The sequence below is a fragment of the Pseudomonas sp. HMSC057H01 genome, from assembly GCF_001836405.1.
In the GTDB taxonomy this organism is placed as follows: domain Bacteria; phylum Pseudomonadota; class Gammaproteobacteria; order Pseudomonadales; family Pseudomonadaceae; genus Pseudomonas; species Pseudomonas aeruginosa.
Map to the genome: position 1 here is coordinate 78171 of NZ_KV828412.1, position 14882 is coordinate 93052.

Annotated in this window: 13 protein-coding genes; 5 read left to right on the plus strand and 8 right to left on the minus strand. The window is 66.5% G+C overall.

Going from position 1 to position 14882, the window contains the following annotated elements; genetic code table 11:
• Positions 1–203 precede the first annotated feature (203 nt).
• Both algB and HMPREF2581_RS06435 read left to right on the plus strand, forming a co-directional pair.
• Complete coding sequence (gene algB, locus HMPREF2581_RS06430; RefSeq protein WP_003096964.1) at positions 204–1553, plus strand: sigma-54-dependent response regulator transcription factor AlgB; 1350 nt, start codon at positions 204–206, stop codon at positions 1551–1553.
• Positions 1550–3337 carry a KinB sensor domain-containing domain gene (locus HMPREF2581_RS06435; RefSeq protein WP_003096967.1) on the plus strand — a complete coding sequence of 596 codons (1788 nt, stop codon included), beginning with the start codon at positions 1550–1552 and terminating at the stop codon, positions 3335–3337. Before algB ends, HMPREF2581_RS06435 begins: the two co-directional genes overlap by 4 nt.
• Before the next feature lie 34 nt (positions 3338–3371).
• Here HMPREF2581_RS06435 and ampDh2 read toward each other — a convergent pair whose 3' ends face one another.
• The 7 genes from ampDh2 to HMPREF2581_RS06470 all read right to left on the minus strand — a co-directional run bounded on the left by ampDh2 (position 3372) and on the right by HMPREF2581_RS06470 (position 9545).
• On the minus strand, positions 3372–4151 hold the full coding sequence (gene ampDh2, locus HMPREF2581_RS06440) for an N-acetylmuramoyl-L-alanine amidase AmpDh2 (RefSeq protein WP_003096970.1): 780 nt from the start codon (positions 4149–4151) through the stop codon (positions 3372–3374).
• A gap of 29 nt (positions 4152–4180) precedes the next feature.
• A complete protein-coding gene (locus tag HMPREF2581_RS06445; protein WP_003102836.1) occupies positions 4181–4774 on the minus strand; it encodes a MarC family protein in 594 nt (197 codons plus the stop codon).
• 117 nt (positions 4775–4891) lie between these two features.
• Positions 4892–6907 (minus strand): diguanylate cyclase DgcP, encoded by a 2016-nt coding sequence (gene dgcP / locus HMPREF2581_RS06450; protein ID WP_003142135.1) that lies wholly within the window; start codon positions 6905–6907, stop codon positions 4892–4894.
• On the minus strand, positions 6904–7782 hold the full coding sequence (locus tag HMPREF2581_RS06455) for an endonuclease/exonuclease/phosphatase family protein (protein WP_003096975.1): 879 nt from the start codon (positions 7780–7782) through the stop codon (positions 6904–6906). Before HMPREF2581_RS06455 ends, dgcP begins: the two co-directional genes overlap by 4 nt.
• Before the next feature lie 15 nt (positions 7783–7797).
• Complete coding sequence (dsbA, locus tag HMPREF2581_RS06460) at positions 7798–8433, minus strand: thiol:disulfide interchange protein DsbA (protein WP_003096976.1); 636 nt, start codon at positions 8431–8433, stop codon at positions 7798–7800.
• Positions 8434–8600: 167 nt separating this feature from the next.
• Positions 8601–9206: a c-type cytochrome gene (locus tag HMPREF2581_RS06465; protein WP_003102831.1), complete on the minus strand. Its 606-nt coding sequence runs from the start codon at positions 9204–9206 to the stop codon at positions 8601–8603.
• A 45-nt stretch (positions 9207–9251) separates the two neighbouring features.
• Positions 9252–9545: a c-type cytochrome gene (locus HMPREF2581_RS06470; RefSeq protein ID WP_003096979.1), complete on the minus strand. Its 294-nt coding sequence runs from the start codon at positions 9543–9545 to the stop codon at positions 9252–9254.
• A gap of 183 nt (positions 9546–9728) precedes the next feature.
• Between HMPREF2581_RS06470 and yihA the strand changes: the two genes are divergently transcribed.
• Positions 9729–10376 (plus strand): ribosome biogenesis GTP-binding protein YihA/YsxC, encoded by a 648-nt coding sequence (gene yihA, locus HMPREF2581_RS06475; RefSeq protein ID WP_003110563.1) that lies wholly within the window; start codon positions 9729–9731, stop codon positions 10374–10376.
• Positions 10377–10639: 263 nt separating this feature from the next.
• On the opposite strand, the gene polA is transcribed toward yihA, so the two are convergent.
• Positions 10640–13381 carry a DNA polymerase I gene (polA, locus tag HMPREF2581_RS06480; RefSeq protein WP_003142137.1) on the minus strand — a complete coding sequence of 914 codons (2742 nt, stop codon included), beginning with the start codon at positions 13379–13381 and terminating at the stop codon, positions 10640–10642.
• A 77-nt stretch (positions 13382–13458) separates the two neighbouring features.
• Here polA and HMPREF2581_RS06485 point away from each other — a divergent pair, with 77 nt between their 5' ends.
• Entirely contained in the window at positions 13459–13749 is a 291-nt protein-coding gene (locus tag HMPREF2581_RS06485) for a DUF2782 domain-containing protein (protein WP_003096984.1), read from the plus strand.
• A 33-nt stretch (positions 13750–13782) separates the two neighbouring features.
• Positions 13783–14733 carry a homoserine kinase gene (locus HMPREF2581_RS06490; RefSeq protein WP_003110565.1) on the plus strand — a complete coding sequence of 317 codons (951 nt, stop codon included), beginning with the start codon at positions 13783–13785 and terminating at the stop codon, positions 14731–14733.
• Positions 14734–14882 lie beyond the last annotated feature (149 nt).

Here is a 14882-nt window from a genome sequence, read left to right on the forward strand (position 1 = left end):
TGCAACAGGGAAGCGACCCGGCACCTGCTACCCGGAGCCATCCGTGGAGCCGCCACGGCTTCCCGAAAACCCAAGAACAGCAACATCGGCAGGTTGCACGCCGCCCGGATGGGCGGCGGGGCGCTCTGCAACTTGCATGGGCTTTCCGGGGACTAACCCAGAAGCCGAATGGCAGTGAATTCCCTAGAGGATAAAAAGCAACGATGGAAACCACTTCCGAAAAACAGGGGCGCATCCTGCTGGTCGATGACGAGTCGGCGATCCTGCGCACTTTCCGTTATTGCCTCGAAGACGAAGGCTACAGCGTGGCCACCGCCAGCAGCGCGCCGCAGGCGGAGGCCCTGTTGCAGCGCCAGGTATTCGACCTGTGCTTCCTCGACCTGCGCCTGGGCGAAGACAACGGGCTCGACGTTCTCGCCCAGATGCGCGTCCAGGCGCCATGGATGCGCGTGGTGATCGTCACCGCGCATTCGGCGGTGGATACCGCGGTCGACGCCATGCAGGCCGGCGCGGTGGATTACCTGGTCAAGCCCTGCAGCCCGGACCAACTGCGCCTAGCCGCCGCCAAGCAACTGGAGGTGCGCCAACTGACCGCGCGCCTGGAGGCCCTGGAGGACGAAGTGCGCCGCCAGGGCGACGGCCTGGAATCGCACAGCCCGGCCATGGCCGCGGTACTGGAGACCGCGCGCCAGGTCGCGGCGACCGACGCCAACATCCTCATCCTCGGCGAATCCGGCTCCGGCAAGGGCGAACTGGCACGCGCCATCCACACCTGGAGCAAACGCGCGAAGAAGCCCCAGGTCACCATCAACTGCCCGTCGCTGACCGCCGAACTGATGGAAAGCGAACTGTTCGGGCACAGTCGCGGCGCCTTCACCGGTGCCACCGAAAGCACCCTGGGCAGGGTCAGCCAGGCTGACGGCGGCACCCTGTTCCTCGACGAGATCGGCGACTTCCCGCTGACCTTGCAACCCAAGCTGCTGCGCTTCATCCAGGACAAGGAATACGAACGCGTCGGCGATCCGGTGACCCGCCGCGCCGATGTGCGCATCCTTGCCGCGACCAACCGCGACCTGGGCGCGATGGTCGCCCAGGGCCAGTTCCGCGAGGACCTGCTCTACCGCCTCAACGTGATCGTGCTCAACCTGCCTCCCCTGCGCGAACGCGCCGAGGATATCCTCGGCCTGGCCGAACGTTTCCTCGCCCGCTTCGTCAAGGACTACGGCCGCCCCGCCCGCGGCTTCAGCGAAGCCGCCCGCGAGGCCATGCGGCAATACCCCTGGCCGGGCAACGTACGCGAGCTACGCAACGTGATCGAGCGCGCCAGCATCATCTGCAACCAGGAACGGGTGGATGTCGACCACCTCGGTTTCAGCGCTGCGCAATCTGCCAGCAGCGCGCCGCGGATCGGCGAATCGCTGAGCCTGGAAGACCTGGAGAAAGCCCATATCACGGCGGTGATGGCCTCCAGCGCGACCCTCGACCAGGCCGCCAAGACCCTCGGTATCGATGCCTCGACCCTGTACCGGAAGCGCAAGCAGTACGGCCTATGAGCATGCCGCTGCCGATGAAGCTCCGGACCCGGTTGTTCCTCAGCATTTCCGCGCTGATCACCGTCTCGCTGTTCGGCCTGTTGCTCGGGTTGTTCAGCGTGATGCAGCTCGGCCGCGCTCAGGAGCAACGGATGTCGCACCACCACGCGACCATCGAGGTGAGCCAGCAGTTGCGCCAGCTGCTCGGCGACCAGTTGGTCATACTGCTCCGCGAAAAACCCGACGGGCAGGCCCTGGAGCGCTCGCAGAACGATTTCCGACGGGTCCTGGAACAGGGTCGGGCGAATACCGTCGACGGCGCCGAGCAGGCCGCCCTGGATGGCGTTCGCGACGCCTACCTGCAACTGCAGGCGCACACCCCGGCGCTGCTCAAGGCGCCCATGGCCGACAACGACGGCTTCAGCGAAGCCTTCAATACCCTGCGCCTGCGCCTGCAGGACCTGCAGCAACTGGCGCTGGCCGGCATCAGCGACGCCGAGACCAGCGCCCGCCACCGAGCCTACCTGGTCGCCGGCCTGCTTGGCCTGGTGGGCGTCGCCATCCTGCTGATCGGTTTCGTCACCGCCCACAGCATCGCCCGGCGCTTCGGCGCACCGATCGAAACCCTGGCGCGGGCGGCGGACAGGATCGGCGAAGGCGATTTCGACGTGACCCTGCCGATGACCAACGTCGCCGAGGTCGGCCAGTTGACCCGGCGTTTCGGCCTGATGGCCGAGGCCCTGCGGCAGTACCGCAAGACCAGCGTCGAAGAGGTGCTTTCCGGCGAGCGGCGCCTGCAGGCGGTACTCGACAGCATCGACGACGGCCTGGTGATCTTCGACAACCAGGGGCGCATCGAACACGCCAACCCGGTCGCGATCCGCCAGCTGTTCGTCTCCAACGACCCCCATGGCAAGCGGATCGACGAAATACTCAGCGATGTCGATGTCCAGGAAGCGGTGGAAAAGGCCCTGCTCGGCGAAGTCCAGGACGAGGCAATGCCCGACCTGGTGGTGGACGTCGCCGGCGAGTCGCGCCTGCTGGCCTGGTCGCTGTATCCGGTCACCCATCCCGGCGGGCATAGCGTCGGCGCGGTGCTGGTGGTCCGCGACGTGACCGAGCAGCGCGCCTTCGAACGGGTCCGCAGCGAATTCGTCCTGCGCGCCTCCCACGAACTGCGCACGCCGGTGACCGGCATGCAGATGGCCTTCAGCCTGCTCCGCGAACGCCTGGACTTCCCCGCGGAGTCACGGGAAGCGGACCTGATCCAGACGGTGGACGAAGAGATGTCGCGGCTGGTCCTGCTGATCAACGACCTGTTGAACTTCTCGCGCTACCAGACCGGCATGCAGAAGCTCGAACTGGCTTCCTGCGACCTCGTCGACCTGCTCACCCAGGCGCAGCAGCGTTTCACTCCCAAGGGCGAGGCCCGCCGGGTCTCGCTGCAACTGGAGCTGGGCGATGAGCTGCCGCGCCTGCAGCTCGATCGCCTGCAGATCGAGCGGGTGATCGACAACCTGCTGGAAAACGCCCTGCGCCATAGCAGCGAAGGCGGGCAGATCCACCTGCAGGCCCGGCGCCAGGGCGACCGGGTGCTGATCGCGGTGGAAGACAATGGCGAAGGCATTCCCTTCAGCCAGCAAGGACGGATCTTCGAGCCTTTCGTCCAGGTCGGACGCAAGAAGGGCGGCGCCGGCCTCGGCCTGGCGCTGTGCAAGGAAATCATCCAGCTGCATGGCGGGCGCATCGCGGTGCGCTCGCAACCGGGCCAGGGCGCGCGCTTCTACATGCTGCTGCCGGTGTGACCGGGGCCGCTCCCGGCAGGCTTTTCCACAGGCCTCAGGAAGTCGGCACCGCCAGCAGCAGGGCGGCGGTTTCCAGGTCCGGCTCGCCATCGAAGCGGGCCGGACGGTATTTCATCTGGAAAGCGCCGATGACGTCGCGGGTGTCCTTCTCCAGCTCGCCGGTCTGCGGCACCAGGTAACCGTGCCGCGCCAACTGCTGCTGGAACCAGCGCACATCCGGCAGCTGGCCGTTCAGTTCGGCGAGCCGGCGCGCCAATTCGCCGGGCTTCGGCCAGGGCACCAGGCCGGCGTCGGCGAGGCGCTTCCAGGGGAACAGCGGACCCGGATCGACCTTGCGGCCCGGCGCGATATCGCTGTGTCCGATGATCCGGTCCGGGGTGATGCCGTGGCGCTTGGCGATGTCCTTCAGCAGGGGGATCAGCGCCTGGATCTGCGCTTCGCTGAACGGATACCAGACCCGCCCCTGGGGTGTATCGCGATAGCCCTGGTTGACGATCTCGATGCCGATCGAGGTGGCGTTCAGCCAGGTCCGGCCCTGCCATTCACTGACCCCGGCGTGCCAGGCGCGGCGGTTCTCATCCACCAGGCGGTAGACGGTGGCCGGCTCGTCGTCGCCGATCAGGTAGTGCGCGCTGACGCCACCGTGGGTGAGGATGCCCAGCGAATGCGGCAGATCGGTGGAGGTGTAGTGGAGGACGATGAACTGGACACGGCTGTCCTGGTTCGCCGAGGTGTAGTCGGTATTCAGGCGCGGGCCGCTGGAGCAGCCGGCCAGCAGCGACAGGGTGAAAGCCAGTAGAACGAACGAACGCATGATGACTCCGAAAAAAATGGGCAGCGCGGTCAGGCGGCGATGTGCAACACGCTGCGCAGGTTGTCCAACAGCATATCGACGCTGAGCATGATCAGCAGCATGCCGGCCAGGCGCTCGATGGCGGTCAGCCCGCGCGGGCCGAGGAAACGCTGGAGGAACGCCGCCTGCAGCAGGATCAGCGCAGTAGCGGCCCAGGCCAGCACCACCGCCAGGTAAAGCTCCCACAGCGGACCGTCGAAGGTGGTGCGCAGGGTGATCAGCATCGCCAGCGCCGAGGGCCCGGCCACCGCCGGGGTGGCCAGGGGCACCAGCAGCGGCTCGCCGTCGGGCACTTCGCCGAGCAGCCCTTGGGGCGAGGGGAAGATCAGGCGCATGGCGATCACGAACAGGATGATGCCACCCGCGATCCCGGTCGCCTCGCGGGACAGGCCGAGGCCGCTGAGGATGTGCTCGCCGAGGGTGAGGAAGAGCAGCAGCAGGCCCAGGGCGAAGGCCAGCTCGCGAAACGCCACGCGCAGGCGGCGCCCGGGGGCGACGCCTTTCAGCGCGGCGAGGAACACGGCGATGTTGCCGAAGGGATCGGTGACCAGAAAGATCAGGACGGCGACGCCGAACATATCCATGGGAATTTCCAGAGCGGGACAGCCGGTCATTCTACCGGGCGGGACCATTCTAGCGAGCCGCGGCAACACCTGCAGGCGAGCCCGTCCCGAGTCGTCGGAATGTGCGCTGGTCGCCCTTCAGGCCACTTCCAGGCGGTCCCGGCCGGCGCGCTTGGCTCGATACAGCGCCTGGTCGGCGCGCTCGAAAACCACTTCGCCGGCCTCGTTGCCTTCGAACGCGGTGATGCCGGCGGAACAGGTGATGCTCAGGGGCTCGCCCTTGAAATGGAACGGACAGGCGGCGATCGCCGCGCGCAGCCGTTCGAGTAGTTGCCGGCCGGCTTCCAGGGACGTTGCCGGGAGCAGGACGACGAACTCCTCGCCGCCGAAACGGGCGATGAAATCGGCCTGGCGCAACCGTTTGCGCAATTCGCCGGCAATGATCTTCAGCACCTTGTCCCCGGCCAGGTGGCCGAAGTCGTCGTTGATCCGCTTGAAGTGGTCGATGTCCAGCACCGCCAGCAGCAGATCGCCGCCATCCCGGTGCCGGCGCGCCACCTCCTGTTCCAGGCGCTCGCTGAGCGCCGCGCGGTTGGGCAGGCCGGTCAGCGGATCGGTCAGGGCTTTCTGTCGCTGGTCCTCCAGGTGGCTGTGGAACGCCTTGGCATCCTGCTCCATGCTGTTGACCCGCTCCATCAGCGCCTGCAGGCGGCCGGACACCTCCTGTTCGTGCTCGGCCTGTTCGCGCTGGTGTTCGTCCATGGAGGCAAGCAGGCCGTTCAGCCGGCTGTCCACCGCCAGCTTGAGGCTGTTCAGGTCGGTCGCCTGCTGCACGCTGGCCTGCAGGCCGCTGACCTGCTCACGCAGCGATTGGTCGAAGCCGCGCGCGTTGTCCAGCACGTCGGTATAGCCGGCGTGGGCGTCGCCCAGGTGGCCGAGGAAGCTTTCCAGGCGCTCGTTGAGTTGCCGCAGGTATTCCTCGAAGTCGCGCTGGCCACTGTCCGCCAGGGACAGCACCAGCACCGCCAGGTCGTCGAGTACCGGCACCAGCTCATACCAGTTCAGGCTGCCATCGATCCGCTCCCGCAGCGCCTCGGCCTGGGGCTGGTGGCTGCTCGGCAGGGACAGGCCGTCGAGCAGCCGCAGCAGGCTGGCCTCGATGTGCGGCGCCACCGCGCTGTAGCCGGGCTCCGGTATCGGCGGCGGCAGTTCGTAGGCCTCGTCTACCGCCTGCCCGTCGAGGTTATCCACAGGGGTGGCCGGAGCTTCGGGCGCGCTTTCAACGTCCGCCGGCACTGCGGGCGGCGACTCCGCACCCGCGTCTTCCAGCGTCTCGCTAAAGCTCAGGCCGGCCGGCAGCGGCAGGCTGTCGAGCCAGATTTCCCGAGGCTCATCCAGCAGGATCTGGTTCGGCTCGCCACGCTCGGCGACCCCGACCCAACCCGCTGGCGCGCTTTCGATGGCGGCGACCCTGCTGGCGGGCAACGGCTGCGGCGGGCCGCCTGGCGCCTCGTCGTGCTCGGCGACCGGCAGGGACGGCGCGGCCGCCGCCGGTTGGATCGGTGTATTGCTTGCCGCCACAACGGACGGCACCGATGCGCTCGGCTCCGCGGCGGTTTCCGACTCCTTGCCGCCGAACAGGCGTTGCAACAGGCTCGGGCGACCGTCTTCGGCGTCGCCGCCCTTGCGCTCGGCCAGCGCCTGGCGTTGCAGCCTGCTCAGCTCGCTGAGCAGGATCGGAATCTCGCGCGACTGCCGGGCGCGCTCCTCGATATCGCGGGCGAACTGCTTCAGCGGCTTGCGCAGTTCCCGCGGCAGGTCCAGGGCCAGCAACTGCTGGGCCAGTTCGCCGAGAGCATCGATGTTCTGCTGGGTGCGTTGCTGGCGGCGCTGTTCGGAGTCGAGCACGGCCTTTTCCAGGCGCGGAATCAGGCCCGACAGGCCGGCGTCCATGTCGTCGCGACGGAGGATCTCGCGCAGCTCCTTCATGCACTGGTCGACCGCCTTGTCGCTGCCTTCGGCCGCCAGACTGCTACGCACCAGGCCGCGACGCAGCAGGTCGATCCGGGCATCCCAGCGCCGTTGCAGGCGCTCCTGCTGCTCGATGTTCTCCAGGTACTTGTCTTTCCAGCGCTGGACGTCGTCGCGACTCATGGCGGACTCCCGGCATCCCCGCGCACGACCAAGGCCTTGTCGCGCAGGTTGTCCGGCAGGCGAATCTCCACCGATACCGGCAGATGGTCGGAGATCGGCTGGTCGAGCACGTCGACCCGCTCGAGAGCGAGATCGGAACTGAGCAGGATGTGGTCGAGATTGCGCTGCGGCCGCCAGCTGGGAAACGTCGCCTCGACCTGCGGCGCCATCAGGCCGAGGTCGCGCAGGGGCGAGTTTTCCAGAAGATCGACGGCATGGGTGTTCATGTCGCCCATCAGCACCTGGTGGCGGTAGTCGCCGATCAGCTCGCGGATATAGGCGAGCTGGCGGGTGCGGGTGCGAGCGCCGAGAGCGAGATGCATCATCACTACCACCAGCGCGTCGGCGCCTTCGCCAAAACGCACGAAGATCGCGCCGCGCCCCGGCGGACCGGGCAACGGATGATCTTCCAGCAGGGTCGGCCGCCAGCGGCTGAGCAGGCCGTTGCTGTGCTGGGCGATACGCCCGAGGTTGCGGTTGAGCTGCTGGTACCAGTAGGGGAACGCCCCCAACTGGGCCAGGTGCTCGACCTGGTTGACGTAGCCGGAACGCAGGCTGCCGCCGTCGGCTTCCTGGAGGGCGACGAGATCGTAGTCGGCGAGCAGTTCGCCGATCCGCTTCAGGTTGGTCGCCCGCCCTGCGTGGGGCAGCAGGTGCTGCCAACCGCGGGTCAGGTAGTGGCGGTAGCGCTCGGTGCTGATACCGACCTGGATGTTGAAGCTGAGAAGGCGCAGGCGGCCGTCGTCGGGCAGCTCCCGCGAATCGTCACAGGAGGGGTTCACTCGCGGGTCGCAGCTGCCTGCGACCCGAGGTTCACGCTGCCAGCGGCGCAACATGCCGAATCACCTTGCCTACTTCTTGGCCGCTGCGCGCTCTTTCTCGATCAGGTAGTCGGCCAGCTTGAGGGTTTCCTCCGGACCACCGGCGGAGCCGATGTCGAAGCGGTATTTGCCATTGACCACCATGGTCGGTACGCCGGTGACCTGGTAGGCCATCGCCAGCTTCTTGGCCTTTTCCATCTGGCCCTTGATGGCAAAGGAATTATAGGTGCTCAGGAATTTTTCCTTGTCCACGCCCTTGCCGGCGAGGAAATCGGCCATCTCTTCCGGAGTGGCGAGCTTCTTGTGCTCCTTGTGGATCGCCTCGAACACGGCGTTGTGGACGTCATGCTCGACACCCATGCTTTCCAGGGTCAGGAACATCTGCCCATGGACGTTCCAGATACCGCCGAACAGGGCAGGCAGGCGCACGAAATGGACATCTGCCGGCAGCTTCTCGCTCCACGGCACGATGGTCGGCTCGAACGCGTAGCAATGCGGGCAGCCATACCAGAACAGTTCCACCACTTCGATCTTGCCCGGCTGGGACACCGGCACCGGGCTGCTCAGCTCGACGTATTCCTTGCCGGCGGTATAGTCGTCGGCCTGGGCGGCCATGCCGAACAGGCTGGCCATGGCCAGCATGGCGGTGAGAATCAGGTTACGCATCGTTCACTCCTAGGCGAGGTCAGTGCCGCTCTCCGGCCGGGTTCGGCCCGGTCAGTTCGACCGGGGGGAGCGGTCACGGGTTCCAGCATTGTAGCGATGGCGGACGCAAAAAAGGGCAGCCGAGGCCACCCTTTTTCATACATCTTTTTTGCCGTGCTACGCAGCGATCAGTGCAGACCCTGGATGTAGCTGGAAATCGCGGCGATGTCCTTGTTCGACAGCTTGGCGGCGATGGACTGCATGATCTTGGTGTCGCCGTCGTTGGTGCGGGTGCCTTCGCGGAAGTCGGTCAGCTGCTTGGCCACGTAGGTCGCGTGCTGGCCGCCCAGGTGCGGGAAACCGGCGGTTGCGATGCCGACGCCGCTCGGGGAATGGCAACCGGTGCAGGCCGGCATGCCTTCAGCGATCTTGCCGCCGCGGAACAGCGCTTCGCCCTGGGCCACCAGGTTCGGATCGGCCATGCCGACGCTCATCTTCTGGCTGGCGAAGTAGGCGGCGATGTCGGCCAGGTCCTGGTCGCTGAGGTTGGTCAGCAGCCCGGTCATTTCCAGCACGGTACGCTTGCCGTCCTTGATGTCATGCATCTGCTTGAGCAGGTAACGCTCGCCCTGGCCGGCCAGTTTCGGGAAGTTCGGCGCCGGGCTGTTGCCATCCGCACCGTGACAGGCGCCGCATACCGCGGCTTTCGCCTGGCCCGCGGCGGCATCGCCAGCGGCATGGGCAAGGCCGGTCAGACCCAGGGTCAACAGCAGACTCACGAGAAGTTTGTTCATCAGCTAATCCAATTACGGCTAAGGGTGAAAGATAGTGGGCTTCGGCTACTTCTTCACCATCCACTGGATGGTTGCCTGGTAGTCTTCGGCACTGCAGTCGGTGCACAGGCCGCGGGGCGGCATGGCGTTGAATCCGTTGGTCACATGCTGGACCAGGGTCGGCATGCCCTTGGCCAGCCGCGGCTCCCAGGCGGCATGGTCGCCCTTTTTCGGCGCCATCGGCAGCTGGCCGTCGTGACACGCGCCACAGGTCCGGTTGAACACTGCTTCCGGGTCCTGCGCCGCCTGCGCCGTAACGGCCACCGCAACGACTGTTGCTGCGAGCAGCAGTTTCTTCATGATCGTCCTCATCAGGGGGAACGCCCGCGTTCTACCGCGCGGAAAATGCTCTGTCCGTTCCCGCGCGCGCTCGACCCTGGGGGATAAAGCGCACACAAAATCCGCGGCATTATATACTTCCGATACCGAAACGGAAACGAAACAGCCCCCCGCGACACCGAGTCGCACCCCTGTGGATAACCCATGTCAGAGAAGAACCCCATCGTCGGCCTGTGCCAGAAGGCCAGCTTTCTCATCAGTGCCGCCCAGGTCGACCAGTGCCCCCCCGACGAAGGCCTGGAAGTCGCTTTCGCCGGGCGCTCCAATGCCGGCAAGTCGAGCGCGCTGAACACCCTCACCCACGCCAACCTGGCGCGCACCTCGAAAACCCCGGGACGTACCCAACTGCTCAATTTCTTCGCCCTGGACGACTCGCGGCGCCTGGTGGACCTGCCCGGCTACGGCTACGCGAAGGTGCCGATCCCCCTGAAGCAGCACTGGCAGCGCCACCTGGAAGCCTACCTGAGCAGCCGCGCAAGCCTGGCCGGGGTGTTCCTGATGATGGACATCCGCCACCCGCTCACCGACTTCGACCGACTGATGCTGGATTGGGCCCAGGCCAGCCAGCTACCGATCCATGTACTGATGACCAAGGCCGACAAGCTGGCCTTCGGCGCGGCCAAGAACGCCCTGCTCAAGGTACGCCGGGAAGTCCAGCAAGGCTGGGGCGACGTCGCCACCCTGCAACTGTTCTCCGCGCCCAAGCGCCAGGGCGTCGACGAGGCGCAAATGGTCCTGGCGCAATGGCTGGGCCTGCTGGACGAGGACCAAGAGGCGTTCGAGGAAGCCTGAATTCCAGGCAAAAAAAACCCCGAGCTTCGTATGGGGAGGGGGAAGTTCGGGGTTCAAGTCCGGACCGCTAGGGCGGGGTCCAGGAATCTGCCAACACTAAACACTGCAAAGGAGCATCGAAGGGCTCAAGAAGCCATTCGTGTGTTCTGACTGTCGGCAAAACGGGAAAGTTCAGCGCGCCGCGAAAAACTTTTCCACGGCACCCTCCCCGGGCACTCCGGACCTGCTCGCAAGGCCCGCCATACGGGCCTCGCAACCGTTCATCAGTGGGCTTCGTCCCAGTTCGAACCGACACCCGCCTCGACCACCAGCGGTACGTCCAGGGTCGCCGCGCCGCTCATCAGCGGGCGGATTCCCTCGCGCACCTGCTCGACCAGGTCCTCGCGCACTTCCAGCACCAGTTCGTCGTGCACCTGGAGGATCACCCGGGCATCGAGGCCGCTTTCCTGCAGCCAGTTATCCACAGCGACCATGGCGCGCTTCATGATGTCCGCCGCGGTGCCCTGCATCGGCGCGTTGATCGCGGTGCGCTCGGCGGCCTTGCGCATGGCACCGTTCTTCGAATGGATCTCCGGCAGGTACAGGCGACGGCCGAACAGGGTTTCGACGAAGCCCTGCTCCGCGGCCTGGGCGCGGGTCCGTTCCATGTACGCCAGGACGCCGGGGTAGCGGGCGAAGTAACGGTCGATGTAGGCCTGGGCCTCCTTGCGCTCGACGCCGATCTGCTTGGCCAGGCCGAAGGCGCTCATGCCGTAGATCAATCCGAAGTTGATCGCCTTGGCGCTGCGTCGCTGGTCGCCGCTGACGTCTTCCAGCGGCACGCCGAAGACTTCCGCCGCGGTGGCGCGGTGTACGTCCAGGTCGTGGCGGAAGGCATCCAGCAGGCCGTCGTCCTTGGCCAGGTGGGCCATGATCCGCAGCTCGATCTGCGAGTAGTCCGCGGCCAATAGCTTGTAGCCCTGCGGCGCGACGAACGCCTGGCGGATGCGCCGGCCCTCCGCGGTGCGGATCGGGATGTTCTGCAGGTTCGGGTCGCTCGACGACAGCCGCCCGGTAGCCGCCACCGCCTGGTGGTATGAGGTATGGATGCGCCCGGTGCGCGGGTTGATCTGCTCGGGCAGGCGGTCGGTGTAGGTGCTCTTGAGCTTGCTCATGGAGCGGTACTGCATGATCACCTTGGGCAGCTCGAAGTCCTGCTCGGCCAGTTCGGCGAGCACCGCCTCGGCGGTGGACGGCTGGCCGGTCGCGGTCTTGCTCAGCACCGGCAGGCCGAGCTTGTCGTAGAGGATCGCGCCGAGCTGCTTGGGCGAGCCGAGGTTGAATTCCTGCCCCGCCAGGTCGTATGCCTGGCGCTCCAGGGCGACCATCTTCTCGCCCAGTTCGCGGCTCTGGATGCCCAGCAGGTTGGCGTCGACCAGCGCGCCGTTGCGCTCGATCCGCGCCAGCACCGGTACCAGCGGCATCTCGATGTCGGTCAGGACCCTGGCCAGGGACGGGATCGCCTCCAGCTTCTGCCACAGGGCCTGGTGCAGGCGCAGGGTCACGTCGGCGTCCTCCGCCGCATAGGGCCCGGCCTGTTCGATGGCGATCTGGTCGAAGGTCAGTTGCTTGGCGCCCTTGCCGGCGATGTCCTCGAAACGGATGGTGCTGTGGCCGAGGTACTTCAGGGCCAGGCTGTCCATGTCGTGGCGAGTGGCGGTGGAGTCCAGCACATAGGACTCGAGCATGGTGTCGTAGGCTACGCCCCGCAGCGCGATGGGGGTGCTGGCATTGGCCAGGACATTGATGTCGTACTTGGCATGCTGGCCGACCTTGAGCTTCTTCGGATCCTCCAGCAGCGGTTTCAATGCACGCAGCACCGCGTCACGGTCCAGTTGCTCGGGAACGCCCATATAGCTGTGGGCCAGCGGCACGTAGGCGGCCTCGCCCTCCTTCACGGCGAAGGACACCCCCACCACCTGCGCCTGCTGGGCGTCGATGCTGGTGGTCTCGGTATCGAAGGCGATCAGCTCGGCCTCCTCCAGCTTCTTCAGCCAGGCGTCGAACCCGGCCTGGTCGAGCACCACGTCGTAGTCGACCTCGGCCTGGATAGGCGTTTCCGCCTCGCCGTTCTCGCCGGCCTCCTTGGCCTCGCGCAGGAGGTCGTCCAGCCAGTTCTTGAACTCCAGCTCGCGGTACAGGGCGATCAGCGCTTCGCGCTGCGGCTCGCCGGGATACAGCTTGTCGATCTCCACGTCCAGTTCGACGTCGGTCTTGATGGTCGCCAGTTGATAGGACAGGAACGCCTGCTCGCGATTTTCCTCGAGCTTCGCCGGCAAGCCCTTGGCGCCGCGGATCGGTAGCTCGGGCACCTTGTCCAGGCTGGCGTAGAGCACCTCCAGGCCGCCACCGACACCGGTCAGCAGGCCCAGCGCGGTTTTCTCGCCGACACCCGGAACGCCGGGGATGTTGTCGACCTTGTCGCCCATCAGGGCGAGGAAATCGATGATCAGCTCAGGACCGACGCCGAATTTCTCTTTCACGCCATCCACGTCGAGGCGGCTACCGGTCATGGTGTTGACCAGCGTAATGTGCCCGTCGACCAGTTGCGCCATGTCCTTGTCGCCGGTGGAAATCACTACCGGGCGGCCGGCCGCGGCGCTGCTGCGCGCCAGGGTGCCGATCACGTCGTCGGCCTCGACCCCCTCCACGCACAGCAACGGCAGGCCGAGGGCGCGGACGCTGGCATGCAGCGGCTCGACCTGGACCCGCAGGTCGTCGGGCATCGACGGCCGATTGGCCTTGTACTCGGCGAACAGCTCGTCGCGGAAGGTCGGGCCCTTGGCGTCGAAGACCACCGCGAACGGGCTGTCCGGGTACTGCTTGCGCAGGCTCAGGAGCATGTTCAGCACGCCCTTCACCGCACCGGTGGGCTTGCCGGTCGAAGTGGTCAGCGGCGGCAGGGCATGGAAGGCGCGGTACAGGTACGAGGAACCGTCCACCAGGACGAGGGGCGCTTGGCTCATGAGGGGAATCAACCTTTTCCGGAGACCAGGGCGTGTAGAATGAACCCTGGACGATTCGATAAAGGAGCAAGGTTACCATGCGTACGCTGAACCGCTTGATGCTCGCCGGACTGCTGGCGTTCGCCCCGCTCGTCGCGATGGCGGCGGACGACGACGCGCCCTCCGGCGAGCCCGACGTAACCATCCGCCAGGAGGGCGACAAGACCATCCAGGAATACCGCGTGAATGGCTTCCTCTACGCCATCAAGGTGGTTCCCAAGCATGGCAAACCCTATTTCCTGGTCCGCGCCGACGGCAGCGATGGCAACTTCATTCGCTCCGACCAGCCGGACAAGCTGATTCCACAATGGGAGATCTTCAGCTGGTGATGTGCATTTCCAACCTGGCGAGGCCGCGCTGACATGTCGGTGTTCACCCCACTCGAACGCTCGACCCTGGAAGCCTTCCTCGCCCCCTACGACCTGGGCCGCCTGCGGGATTTCCGTGGCATCGCCGAAGGCTCCGAGAACAGCAACTTCTTCGTCAGCCTGGAACACGGCGAGTTCGTCCTGACCCTGGTCGAGCGCGGGCCGGTGCAGGACCTGCCGTTCTTCATCGAACTGCTCGACGTGCTCCACGAGGACGGCCTGCCGGTACCCTACGCCCTGCGCACCCGCGACGGCGAGGCCCTGCGCCGTCTCGAAGGCAAGCCGGCGCTGCTGCAACCGCGCCTGGCCGGCCGCCACGAGCGGCAGCCGAACGCCCACCACTGCCAGGAAGTGGGCGATCTGCTCGGCCACCTTCACGCCGCCACCCGCGGGCGCATCCTCGAACGCCCCAGCGACCGTGGCCTGCCCTGGATGCTGGAACAAGGTGCCAACCTCGCCCCGCGACTACCGGAACAGGCCCGCGCCCTGCTCGCCCCGGCCCTGGCGGAGATCGCCGCGCTGGATGCCGAGCGCCCTGCGCTGCCGCGCGCCAACCTGCATGCCGACCTGTTCCGCGACAACGTGCTGTTCGACGGCCCGCACCTGGCCGGCCTGATCGACTTCTACAACGCCTGCTCCGGCTGGATGCTCTACGACCTGGCGATCACCCTGAACGACTGGTGCTCCAATGCCGACGGCAGCCTGGACCCGGCCCGCGCCCGCGCCCTGCTCGCCGCCTACGCCAACCGCCGGCCGTTCACCGCGCTGGAAGCCGAGCACTGGCCGAGCATGCTGCGGGTCGCCTGCGTGCGCTTCTGGCTGTCGCGACTGATCGCCGCCGAGGCGTTCGCCGGACAGGACGTGCTGATCCATGATCCGGCGGAGTTCGAGATGCGCCTGGCGCAACGGCAGAACGTGGAGATTCATTTGCCGTTTGCGTTGTAGGCAGGAACCGCAGGAGCACGGCCGTCCTGCGGCCGCTCCCCCTTCAAAACCCATGCGGTTTGGCGTCTTGGGTGAGGCCGAGTTGACATCCTGTCGAGGCTTCGTCGTTCAGCTAACCCCCGGCCCGGCCATCCTGGCCGGTCGTTCGC

Coding starts and splice junctions, on each gene's coding strand:
- dgcP (WP_003142135.1), bottom strand. CDS start 6,907: ATGAGTCGCGACGACGTCCAGCGCTGGAAAGACAAGTACCTGGAGAAC.
- HMPREF2581_RS06455 (WP_003096975.1), bottom strand. CDS start 7,782: ATGTTGCGCCGCTGGCAGCGTGAACCTCGGGTCGCAGGCAGCTGCGAC.
- dsbA (WP_003096976.1), bottom strand. CDS start 8,433: ATGCGTAACCTGATTCTCACCGCCATGCTGGCCATGGCCAGCCTGTTC.
- algB (WP_003096964.1), top strand. CDS start 204: ATGGAAACCACTTCCGAAAAACAGGGGCGCATCCTGCTGGTCGATGAC.
- HMPREF2581_RS06485 (WP_003096984.1), top strand. CDS start 13,459: ATGCGTACGCTGAACCGCTTGATGCTCGCCGGACTGCTGGCGTTCGCC.
- HMPREF2581_RS06435 (WP_003096967.1), top strand. CDS start 1,550: ATGAGCATGCCGCTGCCGATGAAGCTCCGGACCCGGTTGTTCCTCAGC.
- HMPREF2581_RS06445 (WP_003102836.1), bottom strand. CDS start 4,774: ATGGATATGTTCGGCGTCGCCGTCCTGATCTTTCTGGTCACCGATCCC.
- HMPREF2581_RS06470 (WP_003096979.1), bottom strand. CDS start 9,545: ATGAAGAAACTGCTGCTCGCAGCAACAGTCGTTGCGGTGGCCGTTACG.
- polA (WP_003142137.1), bottom strand. CDS start 13,381: ATGAGCCAAGCGCCCCTCGTCCTGGTGGACGGTTCCTCGTACCTGTAC.
- yihA (WP_003110563.1), top strand. CDS start 9,729: ATGTCAGAGAAGAACCCCATCGTCGGCCTGTGCCAGAAGGCCAGCTTT.
- ampDh2 (WP_003096970.1), bottom strand. CDS start 4,151: ATGCGTTCGTTCGTTCTACTGGCTTTCACCCTGTCGCTGCTGGCCGGC.
- HMPREF2581_RS06465 (WP_003102831.1), bottom strand. CDS start 9,206: ATGAACAAACTTCTCGTGAGTCTGCTGTTGACCCTGGGTCTGACCGGC.
- HMPREF2581_RS06490 (WP_003110565.1), top strand. CDS start 13,783: ATGTCGGTGTTCACCCCACTCGAACGCTCGACCCTGGAAGCCTTCCTC.